This is a genomic window from Thalassospira lucentensis (genome assembly GCF_050516545.1).
Classification (GTDB): domain Bacteria; phylum Pseudomonadota; class Alphaproteobacteria; order Rhodospirillales; family Thalassospiraceae; genus Thalassospira; species Thalassospira lucentensis_C.
In genome coordinates, this window is sequence record NZ_CP191544.1 from 2459594 (window position 1) to 2477104 (window position 17511).

Consider the following 17511-nt stretch of genomic DNA (forward strand, 5'->3'; position numbering starts at 1 on the left):
CTCGAAAGTCAATCTGTTTTGCGAGGGGTTCTTAATATTATCAAACCCACAACTGAGGCCCTCTGCATTTCTTTTCTGGTGCAACAGATATGTTTCCCCTAAAGGTAGATTCCATAAACGCTAGCGTGCTTCGATGCGCTGCCAACAGGAAAGCAGGGGTTGGAAACAACAACGAACCAAAGCCGCCAACAAAACCTGACCGGCATCCTTCTGATGTGTGCCGGGGTAGCATGTCTGTGCATCAATGACGGCTTGGCCAAATCCCTGATGGATCACTATTCGCCGATCCAGATCATTTTCATGCGCAATATTATTGCCCTTCCCTTTGCCGTGATGCTGGCCCTTAAAATGGGCGGGCGGCGCGCCCTTCGATCTCATCGTGTCGGGGTGCATTTCCTGCGCGGGTTGATCTGGATTACGGCAACGGTTCTGTTCTTTACCAGCATCCATCTGATGGGGCTGGCCGAAGCCACCGCCATTGCCTTTGTCGCCCCGCTCTTCATCACCGCGATTTCAGCCCTGTTCATCGCAAAGGTCGGCTGGCGGCGTTGGGCGGCAGTCAGTATCGGGTTTGTCGGCGTGCTGGTGATTGTCCGCCCCGGTGCCGCAAGTTTCGAGCTCGTCTCGCTCCTGCCGGTCGCAACAGCCTTTACCTATGCGCTTTTGATGTTAAGCGCGCGCTTTGTTGATGGCCGCGACAGCATGTGGACGCTTTTGCTCTATCTCAGTGCCACCAGCGCCATTCTGACCGGATCCATCGTGACCTTTTTCTGGACCCCGATCCGGGCTGAGGACATCTGGCTGTTTATCGCCATTGCCATGTTCGGAACGGCCGGCATGACCATGATCACCCAGGCCTTCCGGGTTGCCGAGGCCCCGACAGTCGCCCCATTTGATTACACAGCACTGATCTGGGCCACCGGCCTTGGCTGGATTTTCTGGGGCGAAACACCCGATGCCCTGACCTTCGTCGGGGCTGCCATCATCACGCTCAGCGGGCTGTTTATCATCTTCCGTGAAAAAAAGGTCGAGGCGGAAGGTTGAAGCTCCGCCAAAGACCGGACCCGCAGCCCCATGGACTCCCGCCGTCAGCGGGCGTGACGACCGAGTGAAGCGCGCGCCGATACAGTCACGACCGCCAATCCCGTCATTCCCGCGCACGCGGGAATCCAGCCCGCAGTGCCACCGCTTCAAATCCCGCCAGCATACCCGAAGACTTAATCGACCGGTTTCACATCATAGGTCTGCATGGCAGATTTGCGCATATCGGCCTCTTTCACATCCGGGTTAAACCGATAACTCGGCGCTATGATTTCCTTGGCCTTGGTTATGGTCACATCCCAAAGGGTCGCGACCCGAAACGCATCCCCGGCCAGTTCTTGCAAGATCGCCTTGCGATCCTCAAACCCGTCATCACCTGCCCGCAACAACACCGCATCCCCATAAAGCTGCCAGCCCTTTTGCGAAAACACATCGACAAAGCTGACACAAACACGCGGTTCATCACCGATATTCTTTACCGAGTTTGGCGAGGCAATATTGGCAATGACGATGCGATCTTCACCAAAGCAGGCAAAGATTTCCTTGGGGCTGACCGACGGCCCGTCTTCGGACGTTGTTGCCAACCAGCACAGAACCGAGCGGTCGGCATAATCGCGAATATCATCATTGAGCATGGGGCACTTCCTTCCTGTGGCGCCGCCTCATTCTGGCATCCCGCCACCATGTAGGCCAGTATGGAAACATGCACGGCACATGCCCCAACCTCGCGATGCCCGCCTATGCGGGCATGACGGTTAGCCCCTTTGCCTGAAAACACCCGTCATCCCCGCGACGGCGGGGATCTCGCCCCACAAGCACCACCCGCACAACAAAAAACCCGCCTTCCATCAGAAAGCGGGCACATCAGATATCAAGACATCACTTGAAAATCAGCCTCAGTAATTCGCCTTGAACGGCGGCTCTTCACCACGCTCGGCCGCCGCAGCAGCAATATTGCGCAAAAGAGCTCGCTTGCTTTCGGTGCGTCGACGTCCAGAATTTGGCAGCACGTCACCTGTACCGGACAAACCTAGCTCGGCTCTTTTCCGGTTGATACGTTCCGCCAGTTCTTCAATCGTGATCTCGCGCATTACACGTTCACTATCGGGTATGACAGGGATTGCAGCAATAATAGCAGCCATCGACATTCAGATAATAATTCTTCGCTGCATTCACAGCTTCATGGCAATTAGCATAAAGCCCCAACTGTTGTTGGTTCGGATAATCGGGGCGCTGACCGCACGTACTTTCGTGCACTTCATGCTCGCCTGTTGATTGTGCGTTTTTATTAACAAGATAATTTGGCACGACTTCCTCCTGATATTTTCATTCAGAAGAGAAATTAGACAATCATAATGTTAATTTTACCAGAGAAACCCAGTTTTCCTACCCTTGATAGGTAAACCAAAGGTAGCGCATTACCAGCAGAAATCCCCCATCGCATAGGTAATGTGCCGACCTGTGGCCTCAAGAAGTGCATCAAGCTTCCCCTTGTCAGGCAACGTCCCACGCGGGGCATCAAGCTCGGCGGCGTGAATACCACCGGTGACAAGCACAACATCAAGCCCGGCATTGTTTGATCCGGCAATGTCGGTCGAAATGCTGTCACCGACCACCAGCAATTTGGCATCCGGGCCCTTGTCAAACATCTGCAGGCAGAAATCATAGGCACTGGCCAATGGCTTGCCTTCCCAGCGAACATTGCCGCCAAGTTCTTCATAACGTCCGGCAATGGCACCGGCACAAATGATGCGTTCCCCACCCCGGATCACTTCGCGGTCCGGGTTCGGGCACAGCACCGGCAAATCGCGGGCCTTCAGCGCATGCAAAAGGTCTTCGTATTTTGACACAGGGTCATGGTCTTCGTTCGGCCCGGTGATCAGAACCCAGTCGGCATCTTCGACCGTTTTAACGATCTCGACATCCTGCCCTTCAAACATCGACATATCACGCACCGGCCCGACCATCAGGACCTTGCGCCCCAATTTGGCATACCAGGGGTCAGAACGTTTCACAAGCTGGGCATAGGCGATTTCGCCCGATGCCACCGCCGGACCATATAAATCGCGCGCAATGCCCATATCTTCCATCCGTGCGGTCACAACCGAGGACCGGCGCGGCGCGTTCGACAACAAAGCCACCGGAATACCGGCATTTTTCAACGCGGTCATGGCCGGGATCGAGCTTGGATACGGATTAACCCCGTCATGCACCACCCCCCAAAGATCAAGGATCACGGCATCATATGTGCCGATCACTTCCGAAAGGCCATTGATCATTTTATAGGGCGTGGTCGGCATGTGTGTTTTCCGTTTCTGCTTAACAGTTATACTTGCGGGTCGAGGTCCCCGCCTGCGCGGGGCTGCCTGCGCGGGGATAAGAGTGCCCAACCATACATCGTGCCGTTTACCCGTCATGCCCGCAAAGGCGGGCATCCATCCGGAAGGCAAGCTCACCCCTTAGACTTTGCAGCCTGTGCTTCCTTAGCCGCGCGGGCTTCATCAACCGGAATGCCCTTGCCCGAAATTTCCGGGAAGGCAGCACCAACCGCATCAGACACATTGGCAAAGCCATCCTTGCGCAGACGCCGTTCAAGGTCTTCCTTGATGTCACTGACAAGCTCCATCCCGTGATACACCAGCGACGAATAAAGCTGCACAAGCGACGCACCATTAAGGATCTTCTCATAGGCATCCTTGCCCGATGCAATCCCGCCAACCCCGATCAAGGGGATTTTGCCTTCGGTCAGGCGGTAAAAATCGGCCAGAACCTTGGTCGATGGTTCCATCAAAGGCGGGCCGGAAAGACCGCCCTTTTCATCCTGATCATAGCTATTCAACCCGACCGGGCGATCAATCGTGGTGTTCGATACAATCATGCCATCAAGCTTGACCTTCATCACCACCGCCGCAATGTCGGATTTGTCATCCTCGGTCAGATCCGGTGCGACCTTAAGCAATACCGGAACGCCCTTGGCAAAGGAATTCCGCGCCTTAAGCACCGCCTTCAAAAGCTTCTCAAGCGGTGCGCGCCCCTGAAGTGCACGAAGCCCCGGCGTATTGGGCGAGGAAACATTGACCACCAGATAATCGGCATAGGGACCAAGGGCTTCGACCCCTTTGGCGTAATCAGATGCCGCATCTTCGGAATATTTGTTCTTACCCAGATTGGCCCCCAAAACGCCACGGCGCGCACGTTTGCGCAGGCGCGCGGCAACCGCCTCCGCCCCGTCATTATTGAACCCCATGCGGTTGATCACTGCACGGTCGGAATAAAGACGGAAAAGGCGCGGTTTGGGATTGCCCGGTTGCGGCAACGGGGTGACCGATCCGATTTCAACAAAACCGAACCCGTGAGACAGGGCAGCATTGGGAACTTCACCGTTCTTATCAAACCCGGCAGCAAGCCCGACCGGATTGGCAAATTTGCGGCCAAACAGTTCGGTTTCAAGGCTTGGTGTTGCATCCCTCGCGCCATCTTCGCGCGGCACCAGATTGTTTTTCAGCGCCCAGATGGCAAGACCATGCGCACTCTCTGCATCCATCCAACGGACAATCGGCAATACCAGTGACTTATACCACCCCACGCGACAGGCTCCCTCAAGCGTTTAAAACCTGTCCTTTTCTTACGCGGCTGAGCGCCGATGGGCAAGGATCAATAGCGTAAAGGGCGGGTCTTAAACCACCTCTTCCAACCGCGCATCAAATGCCGCCCGTGCGGCTTCGACTTCGGGCATCTTGTCCTTGGTCCACATATAAAGTGCCTTGAACGGCTCGATAAGCGTGCGGCCCAGATCGGTGATTTCATATTCAACCGCGACCGGGGACGTCGCAATAACCCGCCTCTCGATAATCCCGTTGCGTTCAAGTTTGCGCAACGTCTGGGTCAGGGCCTTTTGCGTTATCCCCTCCAACCCGCGCTTGATCGCATTAAACCGAAGCGGCCCGTCGGCAAGAACGGCCAGGATCATCATCGACCATTTATCGGCGATCTGATCAATCAGCCCGCGACACGGGCAATCCGCATGGAATTCCTTGACCGAACATTCCTTCATTTCCATCACGCCCTCCTTGTCTTTCCGACTGTATGGCACACAACCAGCAATGTACGGTTTCCTTTTGTATACCTGGTTTCTTTCAAGTGCCTAATTGACACTAGGTATATATCAGATATCTAGTGTCAATCATAGACTTTCATCAGATTCGGAGATTCCCGATGTCGAACACAGATATTCTGTTCCAACCGTTCAAGCTGAAATCCCTTGAACTTCCTAACCGTATCGTCATGGCGCCGATGACCCGGACCAAGGCCGAAAACGGCATTCCGGGTGCGATCAATGCCGAATATTACCGCAAACGTGCCGAAGGCGGCGTTGGCCTGATCCTGTCCGAAGGCACCGTGGTCAACCGTCCGGCATCGCGCAATGATCCGGGCATTCCGTTCTTCCATGGCGATGATGCGATTGCCGGCTGGGCCAATGTTGCCAAGGCCGTGCATGGGGCCGGTGGCAAAATGGGCCCGCAACTCTGGCATACCGGCTCAACCCGATATACCGAATGGCAACCCGATGCCCCGGTCGAAAGCCCGTCCGGCCTGCTTGGCCCGAACGAGCCACGCGGCAACACCATGACGGATGCCGACATTGCCGACACCATTGCTGCCTTTGCCAAGGCCGCCCTTGATGCCAAAAATGCCGGATTTGATACCTTTGAAATCCATGGCGCGCACGGCTATCTGATCGATCAGTTCTTCTGGTCGGGCACGAACCTGCGCACCGATCGCTTTGGCGGCAAAACGATCAAGGAACGGTCCACCTTTGCCCGCGAAGTGGTTGCGGCCATGCGTGCTGCCGTCGGTGAAGACTTCCCGATCATCCTACGTGTCAGCCAATGGAAACAGCAGGACTTCACCGCCCGCCTTGCCACCACCCCCGATGAAATGACCGATTGGCTTGGCCCGTTGGTTGAAGCCGGGGTTGATATCATCCACGCATCCCAACGCCGTTTCTGGGAACCGGAATTCCCCGAACTTGACGGTGAAAAGGGTCTGAACTTTGCCGGTTGGGCCAAAAAGCTGACCGGTGCTGCGACGATTTCTGTTGGCTCTGTCGGCCTGTCATCTGATTTCATCGGCGCATTTTCCGGTGAAGCATCGGAAAAATCCAACCTTGATGGCTTGGTCGAGCGCATGGAACGCAACGAATTTGATCTGATCGCGGTTGGCCGTGCGCTGATTTCCGATCCCCAGTGGACCAACAAAGTTCAAAAAGGCGCGTTTGATCAGCTTGAAGATTTCAACGCCGCTGCTTTGGCCGAACTGGTTTAACCCCTCAAACCGCCAAGCATCACCAAGCACCACCTCGAACCCCCAACCCTACCCGCGCGGTCATCCCTGATCGCTTTTGCGTTTCCCCCAAACGCAAAAAACAACCGGGCAGCACCGATATGGTGCTGCCCGGTTTTCGTTTGATCGGCCTAATCACAGCCGAAAGCACCTAGCGCAAATCTTCCGGCAAAATGTGAACGCCGTTATCATCAAGCGGCAATTCATCGACCCGCGTGACATGCTCGACCGACAGCACATCATATAAATGCGGGAACAAGGTACCGCCGCGCGCCGGTTCCCATTTCAGCTTGTCCCTGACCGAGGCCACCGTCACATGCAGCAACCGCAACCCGGTGCGCTTGGCATAATGCAGCGCCAATGTCGCGGCCAGCGTGTCACGGGTCGAAAAATGAATAAAGCCATCGGCCTTATCATGCGCAGCACCGTCATACTTGCCGGTCGCAAGGGCAGTCGCCCATTCATCCGAACCCAGCACACGGAAGATCGTGGTGTCTAATGTGTTTGTCATGAGGGGAATTTATGTCCACAGACCACCAACAACAAGGCCCAAATTGCAGAAGCCTCAATTTTACCCATAGGTAAAATTATCGCCCGACACCTCGGATATCCGTATAAAAGGGGACTGTCACCTTTTACGCAAAAAACGAACGAACCAAATACTATTTTTTTCTGAGTTCGCGAGTTAATTTATAAACATTAGTGGAAGGGTTTTTCTCCGCCCCTTCTTCTGAGCGTCGGTTAAGCTGCCGCTCTGCACGCCCTTCCGCAATCTTAATATTTTTAAGTATCTCAGAGAAATCACATGTTTTGCCGCGCCCCCTACTGTATCCCTCCAAGAGCTTTTGCAAATCATCCTGAGCTTCGTGATGCGTACACGCACGATCATACTCCTTAATGTGCAAGAGCAACCATAGCTCGAAACATGGATCGGACCACGCCGCTCCGACCCCAGCCCCATCGCATCGACGAATAGCTTCGTCAAAGTTTGGGTGCTCATCACGATCAAACACAGCCCACACTTTGTCGCTCTCCTCAAACGACTCTCTCGGCTTCTTTGCTCCCTTTCTGCGAGTCAAGCCAAGAGACACTGCCTTATCAACGGCCTTGTCCGCCAAGGTTAGCGGCACCCCACCTCCCCCGACAATCTCAATTTCCAGCAAATTTGAGCAGGCCACATTCTTTAGGCAGTTGAAATAGTCAGGCTCCGTGTTTGCCCCCTCACAAAGCAAGTAGTATTTGGCCTTAGCGGTTCTTTTGGCCCGACGCCTGTCCAAACGAGCTACCTTCCTAGCCATCCAAGTCACCCTCGTCACAAAGAACGTCTTCAACATTCAACTCAGGCGGGACCGCACCAAACCTGCTCTGCAGATAACCCTTTTCAATGTCATCTGTTTTGCGCGTCGCAATATCAGTTAAAGGGAACAATTCAGTTGCGCCAAAATCGTCCTTCTCAACAAACCACACTTCATCTCTCCTCATGCATTTAGCAATGAGCATGTTTGTGTCGTGAGTCGTCGCCAACAACTGCGCACCTTTTGGATTTGTCTTCTTATTCAAAAAGAGCTTGACGATAGCTTCACTTGCCTTGGTATGCAAACTTGCATCTATCTCATCAATTACGACAGTATCACCTGCATCCAAGGCTTTAAAAACGGAAGACAGGACAACTAAAAGACGACGGGTACCAGCACTTTCATCTTCAATTTTGAAATAAACCTCCTTACCGCTTTTTGCGGAATGAGACAATTCGACTGAAAACCTGTCCTCATTTATCGCCTTTTCGTAGTTTACCGATCCCACGTATTTTTGAAGAATGTTGCTGAACTCTTTTCTGAAAGAAGCTATTTCGCCGTCCGGCTCCACCTCAAGTTTAGTCTTGCGTACCCCAGTAACCCCGGTACCAATCATTCCTAAGAATTTAATAGCGCGGTTGTCGATATCGCTTTTTTGGAAACTTCTAGAAACCATATTTTGATCGACGGATATCGCGGCGTTAAACTTAATATCCCTAAAGAACTTATACACAGATGAGAGTTGCTCATGGTTATTTTGAGCAGCTACAGAAACATAAAGACTATTGTGCCTCATCAATGTTTCCAGCGTCTTCTTCTCTCCCCTCAGTGTCTTTCCTGGCACCACAGAGGTAGGGCTCACCCTCTCGAACAACGTTCTTTTCACGCCTTCGGGATAAGAATAAAGCCACTCGGATTGGAATGACTGATCGTCATATTCATAGCCGTAATGATATCTAACTCCGTCAACAACAAAATCAATCTCCATTGAAGACAGCTCTTTGTTGTCTGAGCTATCTTCATCTGCCAAGGCGAACTTGCTCCGCGGAACTCCACCTTCGGGACTTCCCTTACTATGAGAGTAGAGAACATGAGCTTTCATGTATCTTAAACTATTGATAACATTACTCTTACCCGAAGCATTTGCTCCATAAACCAAGCAAACTGGCAAAATATCTATCCCGGGCACCGCAGAATGATTTATCAGACCGTCGCTGCAATCTTTAAGCTTGCTCGCGACAAAAGAAATCTCTTGTCTTTCATAGATCGACTGAAAGTTTGAAACAGCAAATCGCAGCAACACGATGGAACTCTCCAACAAAATTTGAATGCCCTTTTTACGTGAAATTTGCAAAATATCAACAAATATCCGCATAAAATGACAAACTTGATACTTCCAAACTAGCCTACCCCCTCTTATCCGCACTCCGCTTCACCACACTCACGCCCAAAACCCCCAACGCAATCCCCCGGAAAAAGGGGACAGTCCCCTTTTTTGCGCGCATCAAGGATTTGCGGGCTCCAGCGCGGGCGGAAAAGTTCGGCCTCGGCAAGGTGAAGTAAAAGGTTACGTTTGAACACATCGGCCAGAACACAGGCATCAAGAAGTGCTGTAAAATGGTCTGCCCGATATGTCATCTGCGCTTAGTACCCTTCCAAAAGAAGCTCTGCGTCCATTTTTGCCAGTTCGGACAAGGCTTCTCGGCGCTCTGCATCCCGGGCTTCCTTATAGGCAAACAAATCCTCGGCCTTGATCCGACGATGCCGCCCGACGGTGGCATAATTGATGTCGCCTGCCTCAAGCAGCTTGATCAAATAAGGCCGGGATACATTCAACAGATCTGCCGCCTGTTGCGTCGTCAAATCTGCCGAAAGCGGAATCATCTGAAATCCCTGACGGCTCGACACCAGCCGCAACAAATCCATCAGGCTTTCCGTTAATGCCGGGCTCAATGTAATTGTTTCCGGCTTCCCGTTACCGGGCATGACGGTCAGCTTGGTATCCTCACCTTCCTTGGTCTGCGAAGCAATAATCCGGCGAAGCTGATCCGCCGTCGCACTCTCGATCTGCGTTGGCAATCGACCGCCAAAATCGTCTTTGCGAATTGCCGACATCTCTCATCTCCATTCCCTGTTCCCGCAGCTTGAGGCGCATGCGCCCCGAGATGCATCTGCATCATATGCCCGCCCCACCATAAACGCAATATTCGAAACAATCGAAATATTCGAAATAACCTGCGCACATTCTTATCCCCACGCCGCTTACCCACACTCACCCCCAGAACCCCCAACGCAATCCCCCAAATCGGGCTGACATTGATCAATGCTGCAATGATCACCAGGGCCTGAAGCCGTGTGAGAACGATGGCATCGGCAACCGCCCCCTTTCCTACACTCCACTAACATAGAGGCAACACACTGCCATATAGACCTTCCCGCGCAAAAACGTAGGATCAGGCCATCACGAAACAGGCACCTTGCCCGGAAGGAGAAACGTCATGACCCTTTGTCAGCCCGTCTTTAACAATCAGCATTCAAACATGACGCCCCAAATGTGCAAGGGGACGAAAAATGCCGATCGTCCGCGCGTTGACCTGCCGGAAAACCGCCATCGTTGGGCATCGAATGACGAGGTTGAAAAACCGAATGTCGTGTTGCGCGGCCCGAATTATTTGGTTGATGATGCCAGTGCCAAGAACACGAAACCCAAAAAGAAATATCTGCCGACCGTGGCGGCCTATGCCCTTACCGGTGTCGCACTGATCACGCTGGCAATGTATATCAGCGCCGAGTTGGCACCGATCTTGAAATAACAAGAAAACGGGGCGTCCTCCGCGCGCATCCTTCCTGACGCGCGCCCCGCGTCCCAACTATTGCAGCTTTTTGTCTGCACTACGCTTAACCACGCTGACCCCAAGCACACCAAGCGCAATGCCCCAGATCGGGCTGGTATTGACCAATGCAGCAATGATCGCCGGGGCCTGAAGCGGGGTGAGGATGATGGCATAGGCAATTGCCCCCATGGTCATGATCCATGTGAGGGCAACGGCATAGCCAAAACTTGGCCGCCAGCGGCGCACAAACGCATCTTCGCTGGCGACTTCGGCCCGAATGGTGCGGTTGACCGATTTAAGCGTCTCGGTATCGCGGTTAAGCTCAAGTTCGGCCATGCGCTCAGTGTGACGGTTGGCCTCAATGATTTCGGCCGGGGTGACATCCCCCTTGGTCACGGCGGCCTCAACCTGTTTAAGGCCCTTCGCCGCGGTTTTGGCAATCGGGTTGTCGATATGATCAAGCCCGGCACCGACCGCTTTGATCAAAAGCGGTAGGCCGATTTGGGCAAGGAGAGCTGGTATCACCTGATACCTCCTTTAGGAATGCGAAGCAGATTAAAGGAATTGGCGTCAGAGGACGCGGCGGAAAAGGTGCATTGGAAGAACCCGCGCATCACGTAATTGCAACAGCGTGAGAAGCAGCAGGTTCTTGGCCAATGGCGCTTTTCTGCCCACTCTGACGCCAATACGACCGATCAAATTATCCAATATCGCGATAAAACAAATGCCCGCCGATCTCGGCAACCGGCACATGGCCACGCGCCCAATAAGGATCAACCGCCACCGTGTGATAATGCGTCGCCCCGTCGGTCTGATCGCAAAGATCCCCCGCCACCGCCCGATGGGCAATGCGCTTGCACAGACGGTATGCCGGATCACGCGCGCTGAGTGCCAGAAGCTTTTTGCGGTTGGGGTCCCCCGCGTTCCAGCAGGAAAACTGTGCCGGTTTAAGGCACACGCCCTTAACATCACTCCCCCACCAATACCGACCGCGTTTTTGGGCAAATGCCACCCGGTTTAAAATCACCGATGCCACCGCCTCGATCCCGGCAAGCTCTTCCCCGCGCGCCTCGCCATAAAGGGTGCGGGCAAGGATTTCTGTTTCGCTCAAACTTTCGGGGTCAACGGCGGTTTGGCTTGGTCGGGATTTAAGATCAATGCTCATGGGCGGGTTCCTTTTTAATCGGGACATCAAGCTTTGCCTCTATCCGAAGCAAATGGCCGGTGAGGCGTTTTTCAATGTCTTTGAGATACGGGATCGAGACGTAATTGCGCGCGACATCAAGCTTGAATTCCGCCAAACCGTCGCGCAGGTCGCCAACATCCCGGTCATGGCGGCTTCGTTGGTCTTCTATCCGGGTCAGAAGTTCGGATCGCATGCGCCAATGAAGCCAGAACAGGCTGGCAACAGCGGGGATTTCCACCGCCGTAATCCACCAGATCACATCGACAGGTTGGGTCAGCTCCGTCATAGAGGGCCTCGTGATTTGCACAAAAAAAGACCCGCAAACCAATCGGATTGCGGGTCAGTCAAGGGAGGTCATCTGCATCGGGCACATCCCGAATTCGATGAGCGGTACAAAACTCTGGTCACCGGCGCATCACGCCAACTTTGATGTTGGCGGAGCACCCGTTGCAGGCAGCGTCGTCAGGCGGCATCAATCATAATGCCTGCTCTAAGCCGCTGGTCCTTTAAGCTTTTCTTCAAGATCCTGCCAGGCCTCGCCAGAGGCGACAAGGCAACTTGGCCCGGATGGATATGTAAACAAGATGGTCCAGGTTTGCCCGTCGGGTGCCTTAAGCACCTCGATCACGCCACCGTTCGAGGTCACGCCAACAGCAACCGGTTCTTCGGAATATTTGGCACTCAGGCTGTCGATGACTTTACTGCGATCACCGCACACCGGGGATGCCGAGGCTTCCGGGATCGCCACTGTAACGGCACCTGCCATTACAGCAATCAAGCTCAGTGTTCTCCACATGGTCAGGCCTCCTGACAGTCAGGTGCGCCCAAAGGGGCGTCTTGGTGTCCTGCACTGCTAAATTGATCAAAAAATTGACCTTGGCCGTTTCCTGCAATCCACCCGTGTCTGGCTTGGCTTAAACTGCCCTTTAGTATAGGTTAAAAATGCCTTTACTATGCTTTCATATAATAAACGTAAGCATTAAACCTGAATTTTCCATGAATATTTCACAAAAGTGATACTTAACCCCGCTAACCACCTGAGATTGTGCGAAAAGTTTTTATGTGTTTACGGATTGAAACGATTTTGTGCATGGAAAACACCACTATTTGCCCGCCAATCCGCCCGTTTTAACGGTAAATCGACCCTTGGAAGGCGCACGGGCTCGCTTAAAATGCATCCGGCAACCGCATCAAGCCCGTCATCCTGCCCTTTGCCAAATCCGTGATCGGCTTTGCTTCCATCGGGATGCCATTCGCGCATCTGGCGCAGGAACGGCGTTTTGCCAATCGACTGATGAACATGAAGCAACCTGGCCCCCATCACAGCCCCAAACGCATCTTCGATCCGGGTCGCCTTATGGGTCGTTTCATAATGTTCTACGACGCTGGCCGCCCATCCGATCTGTTTCAAGGCCCGGCGCAGGATATTGGGCAAAAACCGGCCAATGCCATTGGTCTCGACCCGAAGCGATGGCAAATGATTGCGCACCATAAATTCGGCCACCTGGTCACAAAGCTGGCTGGCTTCATCGCGCCAAACGCTTTGGCCCTGCCCGTCATGACCGTGCTCTTGCGGATCAATGGTGCGAAGCCATGCGATATCATGAAGCCAATATTCACCCTGATCGCAGATATAAACGCAGGCCACCACCGCCCCATCGCCGTTCATCGCCCCAAAGCTCGGATCAAAATGGCACGCACTTGCCACCATCTTGCGTCCGCCAATCGACAGGCACATGCGGCCATTGACATAGTCGATTTCGGTACTGGCGTCATAATAATGAAGCTTCGCCGGATCCAGCATCCCGGCAACCGGGGCGACCATTTCAAGCATCATCTGGCTTTGAAATTTACGATCCGTCGTTTTCGCCCGCATGTCGGCAATCGCGGCATCATCAAATCGCTCCGGCCAGTTTGACGCCCCGTGCTTATTGACGATGGGCAACATAAAACGTGAAAAACCATCCAGAAACGGCGCCACTTCGCCGGTTTCCGGGCGCACCTCATCGGCATAGATCGAATAAAAACTGTGCGGGGTGCCAACATAAAGCTGCGCCCCACCGGGCGAGAGGACATAGGCAATTTCGGATAACTTTTCGCGCAATTCCGATCGTTTATGGGCCGTATCGCTATTTTTCGGAACCTCAACATCATCGCAAATCACGATATCGGCGCGTGACCCGGTGATATTGCCGCCAATCCCCACCGCCTGCATCGATGGATCACGCAAAACACCCGCGCGGGTAACGGTAAACCGCTCACTCCCCCAATCCACCAACCGTTCCGGCAGACGGGCCGCCAACAAAGGATGACGTTCAATCACGCGCTTCACAGTGCGCACCATCTTTTTCGCCAGATCAAGATCCGCCGCCAGAACCAGAATGCGCAAATCCGCATCGCGATACAAAAGCCAGGCACAAAACAACCCGACCAGCGTTGACTTCCCCGAATTACGAAACGCCATCAGAAGCATTTCGCGCCGACCCGACTGCCAACATTCTTCCAGCCAATCGGCCATTCTCCGGTGATGGGCGGGCAAGGACAACCCCAACCTCTGATCCCAGATCCAGACGAATTCGGCAAAACGGGCACACGTCTCATGGCTGCGCTCAATCACCTGTGACATGCCCACACCCCTTCGTTCCGGCGGCTTACATCGCCGGTTTTGCAAATTCACTTAACCTGTCTGGAAACAAAAAATGGGCCGAAGAACGAACCGAAACCCGTTGTCGTCAAAGATGTCGGTTCACATCCATCCGGCCATGCAGGATACGGACAACCTCGATGGCGCTACCTGCCTGCGTTCCGGACCAGCGCTACTGTGTGTAAAGCCAGATATCTTCAAGATCAGCCTCTGCCCGCGGCGAAAGCCGATATCGCGAATTACCCGCCATGCTTGGCCCGCATGCGCGCTAGGAAGGCCTCACCGTCAAACGGTGTCGCAGCGCCCGATTGTTCGCCCTCTTTCAGCGCATCCTGCAAGGCACGGACTTTCGCCTCATGCTCTTCCAAAAGCCGCAATCCCGCCCGCACAACATCACTGGCCGAGCCGTAACGCCCCGACTGGATCTGTCCGTCGATAAAACCGGTGAAATGATCCCCCAACGAAACCGATGTATTGCGCGCCATGACGGGCCTCCTTAGGGTCCAGACTCATTCACATAACCACCCCGGTCACCCGTATTTGTGCGGATACGCGAAGCAAAACCGCAGGAAGATATACATCTTTCAAGGTTTTGCGCCAAAGTAGCCCGTGTAAATACGGGTGATCCGAAGAACAACTGATATAAAGGAAAACACTAGGAAAAGACCGCCGAGCGGGGTGATCCCCGGTCAAGGAATTTGACGCAGAGTTTTCCTTTATATCAGTTGCCGGGGCGGTTATGTGAACGAGTCTGGCCCCTAATACCAATATGTATTATATATTGGTATTCATCGTTTCTGCAATTGCGATATAACATCGCGCGAGTTCATATCACCCGCCATGTCTCTCCACTGGCAAGGTTGCGGACATAATCGACCGCCTCGCCGTTCCAGTGATAGGAAAAATGATCGCCCTGTACGGGGATCGGCACCACATCGGGCCAGAATGCCGCAATGCATTTGCCGCCATCAAAGCGCACACTGGGCCAGTAAATCCCGTCCGATCCGGCTTCCCGCCGTGCCGCGCCGAATTTCTGTGACGCGGCGTAATCATCAGGGTCAAGCAGATCTCCCATGCCGCTCACATCGTCAAACACATGATCAATCTTGCCGATCAGCTCGCGAAACTGCGATGTCCAGCCCGGTGCTTCATCGGTTGCGCGCATCATACGCGCATGATGATGCACGGTTTCGGCAATCGCCACGGACCGGCTGTCGCCCGCGTAATAAAGCCCATATGTACCATCGGAAAACCGCCCCGGCCGATGGGGCGAGCAATGAACAAACGGCGCCATCACATAACTGGCCCCCGGCCCCGCGACGCGGCGGGCGACCGGCACCTTGGCCAGATTGCCAATACTGTCTCGAATGCGCGGGTTCATCTTGGCTTCAGCCGATGCCAATGCTTCCCAGTCGGCGGGATCGGCAATGTCTTCAAACAGGTCAATCGGCGGATAGATCGACCGGATCATCCGAACACAGTGCGGCCACGCAACATGCTTGGCTGGCACATCATCCGGTCCTTCTTTCACCGCACTCACCAGCCGCCACGCTCCGCATCAAGGTAGCTTCTGATATCGGCAATATCCATGATCTCGCCGCGCATCATGACTTCAAGCGCACTTGCACCGCCAAACGCCGCATTGGGCTTGCGAACCCAGGCATAACCACGCGCCGGATCGCGAAACAGGTATCTCAGCCCCTTATGAATCCCGATCAGCATCGCCATGCGCGTACGCAAATCACGATCAATCCGCCCGATATCCTTTTTCTTCCATCGCGCCCATGTTCGCGCAGGCATATCGCCCAGCAACACGCGCGCTTCCTGATCGCTTAAATTCCAAACACCAAACAGATTGACCGTGGCCCGCGCCAATGCCGCCGCCTCATCCTCGGTAATCACCGCCGCACCGGGCCGCGCGCCAATCGGCTCTACAATCGCGAATTCCATCACGCACCTCCATTTGGCAAAAATATATCACATTTATGCCAAATGGCAAATCTGAGGCGTTATGTCGATAAAACCACAAAATTTCGACACGTCGGCGTGATGTGTCGATAACATCAACATAAAGCGAAAATCACCCCGTCTTAGATATGCCGGGCGGCCAAACGTTGCTTATTTCCTGCCCTTTGCGTTCCAAGTCAGTTCAACAAAAGAGCCAGTTTTCCCAAACACATAAATGCTTTCTGAGAATGCTCAAAAACGCCGAACCTGCCATCTGGATCAATGTGGAATCTTGGGTTTGACGACGAAGACAAATAAGCTCCCTGAGCTAGAAGCTCTGTGCAGAGCTGTTCTCTGTCAGTTTGCCATCTATAGTAAAATTTGAACAACTCGGGCCAAACAAGCTTTTTATACATAAGGGTCAAATGTTGAGACAGTCCCGCATGTGACATCATTCCAGTTCCAAAGAATGCCTGACCATCAATACATATTGATGAGTTGGCCCCTTTGTTCCTCTGGATCAGGTGCTCTGTCGCATTGTGCTCTCGCAATTCTTCTTGAACACTTGGGGATCGAACCAGCAAATTATGGTTTGGCCAGTTCTCTACTATTGTTCTGAACAAACTACTATCAGCCCATAACCCATCTTGGTTATGCGGCAAGATATCAATCAGATAGGCGTCATTTTGCCTGAAAATGCAGAAAAGCAAATGATCGGATCCAAGACCTTTGCGTTCCGGGTTAGGCTTTTTATCCAAATGCAAATGATGGATGCCACACTCACTAAAAAGCAGATCCAAATGCTGACGATTTTTAAGCTTCTTGTCACGAACGTAACCAAGCTCAACTCTGTGACTAAGATACGACTGTAACGAAGCACCTGTTTCAATTAGGTTTCTGATTTTTGCGAATGCGTCTTTGTATTCCAAGAACAAGGGATTAAGCAGCAAAGATGAGGATAGATGCGCCCGCCTCGGGAGATTAGGCACAAGCCTTTGAAGCCAATTCATGTAATAGAGCAACAGCTCTTCGGCACTCTTCGCCTTTAACTCGGCAACCGTCGCTGTTTTAGCCCGATCATATGGAAGGTTTTCCAAGACAAATGATCTGATATCGGCTTCAAGAATAGTTTTAACCTGATCATGATTCGACCCTGTTTCTGCGTCTCTGTTTTTCATTTCACTCATTAGAAACACCCTCAACGGTTTCCTATTGTTGCAG

At 53.2% G+C, this 17511-nt stretch carries 22 protein-coding genes; 3 read left to right on the forward strand and 19 right to left on the reverse strand.

The features are described from left to right. Window positions 1-159 precede the first annotated feature (159 nt). Window positions 160-1044: a DMT family transporter gene (locus ACQ0MK_RS11365; protein ID WP_430472685.1), complete on the forward strand. Its 885-nt coding sequence runs from the start codon at window positions 160-162 to the stop codon at window positions 1042-1044. 173 nt (window positions 1045-1217) lie between these two features. On the opposite strand, the gene ACQ0MK_RS11370 is transcribed toward ACQ0MK_RS11365, so the two are convergent. The 5 genes from ACQ0MK_RS11370 to ACQ0MK_RS11390 all read right to left on the reverse strand — a co-directional run bounded on the left by ACQ0MK_RS11370 (window position 1218) and on the right by ACQ0MK_RS11390 (window position 5101). Continuing rightward, window positions 1218-1676: a pyridoxamine 5'-phosphate oxidase family protein gene (locus ACQ0MK_RS11370; RefSeq protein ID WP_430472686.1), complete on the reverse strand. Its 459-nt coding sequence runs from the start codon at window positions 1674-1676 to the stop codon at window positions 1218-1220. A gap of 261 nt (window positions 1677-1937) precedes the next feature. Then, window positions 1938-2189, reverse strand: coding sequence for a hypothetical protein (locus tag ACQ0MK_RS11375; protein ID WP_430472687.1), 252 nt, complete (start codon window positions 2187-2189; stop codon window positions 1938-1940). A 270-nt stretch (window positions 2190-2459) separates the two neighbouring features. After that, window positions 2460-3341 (reverse strand): TIGR01459 family HAD-type hydrolase, encoded by an 882-nt coding sequence (locus tag ACQ0MK_RS11380; RefSeq protein ID WP_430472688.1) that lies wholly within the window; start codon window positions 3339-3341, stop codon window positions 2460-2462. A gap of 152 nt (window positions 3342-3493) precedes the next feature. Further along, window positions 3494-4627 carry a quinone-dependent dihydroorotate dehydrogenase gene (locus ACQ0MK_RS11385; RefSeq protein WP_430472689.1) on the reverse strand — a complete coding sequence of 378 codons (1134 nt, stop codon included), beginning with the start codon at window positions 4625-4627 and terminating at the stop codon, window positions 3494-3496. Between the two features lie 90 nt (window positions 4628-4717). Further along, window positions 4718-5101 (reverse strand): winged helix-turn-helix transcriptional regulator, encoded by a 384-nt coding sequence (locus ACQ0MK_RS11390; protein WP_430472690.1) that lies wholly within the window; start codon window positions 5099-5101, stop codon window positions 4718-4720. Between the two features lie 155 nt (window positions 5102-5256). Here ACQ0MK_RS11390 and ACQ0MK_RS11395 point away from each other — a divergent pair, with 155 nt between their 5' ends. Further along, window positions 5257-6366 carry an NADH:flavin oxidoreductase gene (locus ACQ0MK_RS11395; protein ID WP_430472691.1) on the forward strand — a complete coding sequence of 370 codons (1110 nt, stop codon included), beginning with the start codon at window positions 5257-5259 and terminating at the stop codon, window positions 6364-6366. 169 nt (window positions 6367-6535) lie between these two features. On the opposite strand, the gene ACQ0MK_RS11400 is transcribed toward ACQ0MK_RS11395, so the two are convergent. The 5 genes from ACQ0MK_RS11400 to ACQ0MK_RS11420 all read right to left on the reverse strand — a co-directional run bounded on the left by ACQ0MK_RS11400 (window position 6536) and on the right by ACQ0MK_RS11420 (window position 9794). After that, window positions 6536-6895 (reverse strand): DUF952 domain-containing protein, encoded by a 360-nt coding sequence (locus tag ACQ0MK_RS11400; protein WP_350043223.1) that lies wholly within the window; start codon window positions 6893-6895, stop codon window positions 6536-6538. Window positions 6896-7046: 151 nt separating this feature from the next. Beyond that, a complete protein-coding gene (locus ACQ0MK_RS11405; RefSeq protein ID WP_430472692.1) occupies window positions 7047-7682 on the reverse strand; it encodes an RloB family protein in 636 nt (211 codons plus the stop codon). After that, entirely contained in the window at window positions 7675-9054 is a 1380-nt protein-coding gene (locus ACQ0MK_RS11410) for an AAA family ATPase (protein WP_430472693.1), read from the reverse strand. The genes ACQ0MK_RS11405 and ACQ0MK_RS11410 overlap by 8 nt, the downstream gene beginning before the upstream one ends. 41 nt (window positions 9055-9095) lie before the next feature. Then, window positions 9096-9317: a hypothetical protein gene (locus tag ACQ0MK_RS11415; RefSeq protein ID WP_430472694.1), complete on the reverse strand. Its 222-nt coding sequence runs from the start codon at window positions 9315-9317 to the stop codon at window positions 9096-9098. Between the two features lie 6 nt (window positions 9318-9323). After that, window positions 9324-9794 carry a helix-turn-helix domain-containing protein gene (locus ACQ0MK_RS11420; RefSeq protein WP_430472695.1) on the reverse strand — a complete coding sequence of 157 codons (471 nt, stop codon included), beginning with the start codon at window positions 9792-9794 and terminating at the stop codon, window positions 9324-9326. A gap of 383 nt (window positions 9795-10177) precedes the next feature. Between ACQ0MK_RS11420 and ACQ0MK_RS11425 the strand changes: the two genes are divergently transcribed. Next, a complete protein-coding gene (locus ACQ0MK_RS11425; protein WP_430472696.1) occupies window positions 10178-10492 on the forward strand; it encodes a hypothetical protein in 315 nt (104 codons plus the stop codon). Between the two features lie 57 nt (window positions 10493-10549). Here the strand turns inward: ACQ0MK_RS11425 and ACQ0MK_RS11430 are convergent, their stop codons facing one another. The 9 genes from ACQ0MK_RS11430 to ACQ0MK_RS11470 form a co-directional block, all read right to left on the reverse strand. Then, the gene (locus ACQ0MK_RS11430) at window positions 10550-11038 is read right to left on the reverse strand and encodes a 3TM-type holin (protein WP_430472697.1); all 489 of its coding nucleotides are present in this window, start codon (window positions 11036-11038) and stop codon (window positions 10550-10552) included. A 175-nt stretch (window positions 11039-11213) separates the two neighbouring features. After that, window positions 11214-11678 (reverse strand): cell wall hydrolase, encoded by a 465-nt coding sequence (locus tag ACQ0MK_RS11435; protein WP_430472698.1) that lies wholly within the window; start codon window positions 11676-11678, stop codon window positions 11214-11216. Continuing rightward, entirely contained in the window at window positions 11668-11985 is a 318-nt protein-coding gene (locus tag ACQ0MK_RS11440) for a hypothetical protein (protein ID WP_430472699.1), read from the reverse strand. Before ACQ0MK_RS11440 ends, ACQ0MK_RS11435 begins: the two co-directional genes overlap by 11 nt. Window positions 11986-12189: 204 nt before the next feature. Next, window positions 12190-12495, reverse strand: a complete 306-nt coding sequence (locus ACQ0MK_RS11445; RefSeq protein ID WP_430472700.1) for a hypothetical protein — start codon at window positions 12493-12495, stop codon at window positions 12190-12192. Between the two features lie 270 nt (window positions 12496-12765). After that, on the reverse strand, window positions 12766-14325 hold the full coding sequence (gene terL / locus ACQ0MK_RS11450) for a phage terminase large subunit (RefSeq protein ID WP_430472701.1): 1560 nt from the start codon (window positions 14323-14325) through the stop codon (window positions 12766-12768). A gap of 257 nt (window positions 14326-14582) precedes the next feature. Then, entirely contained in the window at window positions 14583-14828 is a 246-nt protein-coding gene (locus tag ACQ0MK_RS11455) for a type II toxin-antitoxin system ParD family antitoxin (protein ID WP_430472702.1), read from the reverse strand. Window positions 14829-15169: 341 nt separating this feature from the next. Then, entirely contained in the window at window positions 15170-15883 is a 714-nt protein-coding gene (locus tag ACQ0MK_RS11460) for an RES family NAD+ phosphorylase (protein ID WP_430472703.1), read from the reverse strand. Then, window positions 15880-16293 carry an MbcA/ParS/Xre antitoxin family protein gene (locus ACQ0MK_RS11465; RefSeq protein WP_430472704.1) on the reverse strand — a complete coding sequence of 138 codons (414 nt, stop codon included), beginning with the start codon at window positions 16291-16293 and terminating at the stop codon, window positions 15880-15882. The genes ACQ0MK_RS11460 and ACQ0MK_RS11465 overlap by 4 nt, the downstream gene beginning before the upstream one ends. A gap of 194 nt (window positions 16294-16487) precedes the next feature. Next, window positions 16488-17477 carry a hypothetical protein gene (locus ACQ0MK_RS11470; RefSeq protein ID WP_430472705.1) on the reverse strand — a complete coding sequence of 330 codons (990 nt, stop codon included), beginning with the start codon at window positions 17475-17477 and terminating at the stop codon, window positions 16488-16490. Window positions 17478-17511: the final 34 nt, after the last annotated feature.